3 protein-coding genes are annotated in these 3,573 nt (G+C 70.3%); 1 reads left to right on the plus strand and 2 read right to left on the minus strand.

Annotation, left to right across the window (positions count from 1 at the left end):
- Nucleotides 1-708, plus strand: a 708-nt coding sequence (locus tag G6017_RS16765; protein WP_241731449.1) for an arabinosyltransferase C-terminal domain-containing protein, incomplete at its 5' end; no start/stop codon positions are given.
- A gap of 215 nt (nucleotides 709-923) precedes the next feature.
- Here G6017_RS16765 and G6017_RS09355 read toward each other — a convergent pair.
- Together G6017_RS09355 and G6017_RS09360 are read right to left on the minus strand one after the other, a co-directional pair.
- Nucleotides 924-2,477: an acyl-CoA carboxylase subunit beta gene (locus G6017_RS09355; RefSeq protein ID WP_095717079.1), complete on the minus strand. Its 1,554-nt coding sequence runs from the start codon at nucleotides 2,475-2,477 to the stop codon at nucleotides 924-926.
- Nucleotides 2,474-3,573: thioesterase domain-containing protein (locus tag G6017_RS09360; RefSeq protein ID WP_182610013.1), on the minus strand; the 1,100-nt coding region annotated here is incomplete at its 5' end. The genes G6017_RS09360 and G6017_RS09355, both read right to left, overlap by 4 nt.

The raw sequence follows: 3,573 nt of genomic DNA on the forward strand, positions 1-3,573 counted from the left end.
CACCCGCTCCTGGTGATCTCGGCCGCCGGACGGATCGGCCGCTACGACGCCGACGGCCTGTACAAGTACGGGCAGGAGGTCATCGTCGAGTTCGGTCGCGCCGCCGGGGACGGAGCCGACGTGGTGGGAGAACCCGTCGTGCCGTTCGACATCGGCCCCGCCCCCACCTGGCGGAACCTGCGGGTCGACATGCAGGACGTGCCGGCCGAGGCCGACGTCATGCGGATCCTGGTCGACGACGACGACCTGACCCCCGACCAGTGGGCGGCGATCACCCCGCCGCGCGCGCCCGAGCTCGTCACGGTCCAGGAGCTCGTCGGATCGGAGTCTCCCGTCATGCTGGACTGGGCGGTGAGCCTGCAGTTCCCGTGCCAGCGGCCGTTCTCGCACTACGCGGGGGTCGCCGAGCTGCCGGAGTACCGGATCCTCCCGGACCGTCCACTGGCGGTGGCCGCCACCAGCACGTGGCAGTCGTACGAGTCGGGGGGCCCGCTCGGGTGGATCGAGGTCGCCCAGCGCGCCCGCACGATCCCGTCGTACCTGCGGCACGACTGGAACCGGGACTGGGGCTCCATCGAGGCGTACACCCCGCTGGGGACCTACCAGGAGGACCCGCCGGCGCCGGCCGAGGTGACCACCGGGACCGAGACCCGCTGGGGTTGGTGGCAGCCCGAGGGCCCGATCCTCGTGACCGACCCGGAGTCCTAGTCCGGGCTACCGGCCCGAGCCCCCAGGGCCCGGACACAGGGGCAGCGCGTCCCGCGTGGGATGCGCTGCCCCTTGTCGTCGGTGTGATGTCTCGGGACATCACACAAGCCCCGGCACACCGTACGTTCAGCCAGCACTACCAGGGGTCGGGGACGACGAAGGCCGGCCCGCCTCCGGAGAGAGCGGACCGGCCCAGGCGTGCTGCCGCGCGTCGGCTACAGCGGCGCGATGGGGTGCTTGCGCGGGGGCTCGTTGCGGACCTTGTCGCGCAGCTGGGCCAACGCGCCGCGCAGCACCAGACGGGTCTGCGACGGCTCGATCACCGCGTCGATGTACCCGCGCTCGGCGGCCGAGTACGGGGTCGCGATGAACTCGTTGTACATGTCGATCAGCTGCTTGCGGAGCTTGGGACCCTCTTCCGGGCCCGCCTCCTCGATCTGCCGACGCTGCAGCAGGTCCACCGCGCCCTCGGCGCCCATCACCGCGATGCGTGCGGTGGGCCAGGCGAAGTTGAGGTCGCCGCCGAGGTTCTTGGACCCCATCACGGCGTAGGCGCCGCCGTAGGCCTTGCGGACGACGAACGTGACCTTGGGGACCGAGGCCGCCACCACGGCGAAACCCATCTTGGCCCCGCGGTGGATGATGCCGAGTTTCTCCTGCTGCAAGCCCGGGAGATAGCCGGGGGTGTCCACCACGTAGACCAGCGGGATCGAGTAGGCGTCACACAGCATCATGTGCCGCGTCGCCTTCTCCGACGCGTCGATGTCCAACGCGCCCGACAGGTGCAGGGGCTGGTTGGCGACGACGCCGACGGACTCGCCGTCGACCCTGGCGAAGCCCGTGATGATGTTGGACGCGAACTGTCCGGAGGTCTCCACGAACTCGCCGTCGTCGAACATCCGCAGGAGCACGTCGTGCATGTCGTACGCGGCGTTGTCCGTGTCCGGGATGATTGAGTCCAGCTGACGATCCGACTCCGTGGTCTCCGCCTCGAGACCCGGGTTGATCCGCGGTGCCTTCTCGGCCGCCGAGGACGGCAGGTAACTCAGCAGGTTACGCACGTACATGAAGGCGTCGTGCTCGCTCACGGCCACGTGGTTGACGTTGCCGTTCTTGGCCTGCTGCAGGGCCGAGCCGAGTTCGTCCATGGTGACGTCCTCGCCGGTGACCTGCCGGATCACGTCGGGGCCGGTGACGAACATGTACGCCTGGTCCTGGACCGCGATCACGAAGTCGGTGGTCGCGGGGGCGTAGACGGCGCCGCCCGCGCACTTGCCCAGCATGATCGAGATCTGGGGCACGTACCCGGAGGCCGGGTACTGGCGCCGGGAGATCTCCGAGTAGTAGGCCAGCGAGGTCACGGCGTCCTGGACTCGCGCGCCACCGGAGTCGTTGATGCCGATGATGGGGCACCCGACCTTGATCGCGAAGTCCATGATGGCGCAGACCTTCTTACCGAAGCCCTCGCCGACCGACCCGCCGAACACCGTGTTGTCGTGCGCGTACACGGCCACCGGGCGACCGTCGATGGTGCCGCGACCGGTCACCACACCGTCCCCGAACGGGTTGTCCGGGCTCCCCGGAGCCTTGGCCAGCTGGCCCATCTCCACGAAGCTTCCCGCGTCGAGCAACTCCGCGATGCGCTCGCGCGGCGGGGTGTGGCCCGCGGCGTCGCGTCGGGCCCTGGCCCGCTCGCTGCCCGGGTCGCGGGCCTGCTCGGTCTTAACCCGCAGTTCAGCGAGCTTCTCCGCGGTGGTCCTAGCCGTCACGCGTCCGATCCCTTCAGTACTCCCGCGTCGATCTCGACGAGTCGACGCGCCAGGTGCTTTCCGACCGTACTGACCACCGGCTCGTCGACCACCGCGAGGTGGTCACCCTTGAGCTGGACCACCTCCAGATCGGAGACGATCCGGGCCCAGCCACCGTCGCGGTCGACGTGGGCGTAGCGGGGTTCGAGCTCGATGGCGCCCTCGTGCATACGCTCCGCACGGTAGAGCACGAACGGCACCTCCGCACCCACTCCCGACCACGTGGACAGGTCCGCGCTCTGCAGGATGCGGTTGTCGACGAAGCTGGCCCGCTGGTGCTCGATGACGCCCCCACCCATGGCGTTCGCCTCGGCGCCCAGGCCCTCCAGGAGCATTCCCAGTACGCCGTCCTCGCCGTGCTCGGCGAGGAACTCGCGCGGCACCTCCACGTCCAGGCCGTAGGTGCGCTTGGCGAACTTCGAGTAGCGCTTCCAGCGTGCCTCCGCCTCGTCGAGAGTGTCCGGGATCGGCTCGGACGGCTGCACGGTGTCCAGGAGGGCCACCAGCGCCACGACGTCGTCGGCGGCCCGCAACTGACGGGCGACCTCGACGGCCAGGGCGCCACCGAAAGACCAGCCGCCGAGCGCGACGGGACGCCCCGAGGCGATCTCCCGGATCCTGTCCAGGTACCCGGCGGCCCTCTCCTCCAGCGGCCCCTCCGTGCGCTCGACGCCGTAGACCGGGGTGTCACCGTCCAGCCGATCGACCAGCGGTTCGTATACGAACGACGATCCGCCGGCCGCGTGGAACAGGAACAGGGGTGTGCTGTCGGTGGAACCCTCGCGAAGAACGCGGATGTTGCCCTCCACCGCCACCTCGGTGAACGGGCGCAGCAGGTCGGCGACCTCCGCGATCGTCGTGGCCCCGGCCAGCTGCTCGGCGGTGATCTCGCCGCCACATCGGGTCGACAGCCGCTCGGCCAGTGCCGTCCGGGTGGAGTCGTCGAGCGCGGGCAGCGTCCCGGTCACCCCGGGTGCCGCCGTACCGGTGACCACGGCCCACGCGCCGAAGGCCATCCGCTCGGTGTCGTCCCGGGGGGCGATGGCGACGTCGGGCG

The sequence above is a fragment of the Dietzia sp. B44 genome, assembly GCF_014145245.1.
GTDB lineage: Bacteria > Actinomycetota > Actinomycetes > Mycobacteriales > Mycobacteriaceae > Dietzia > Dietzia natronolimnaea.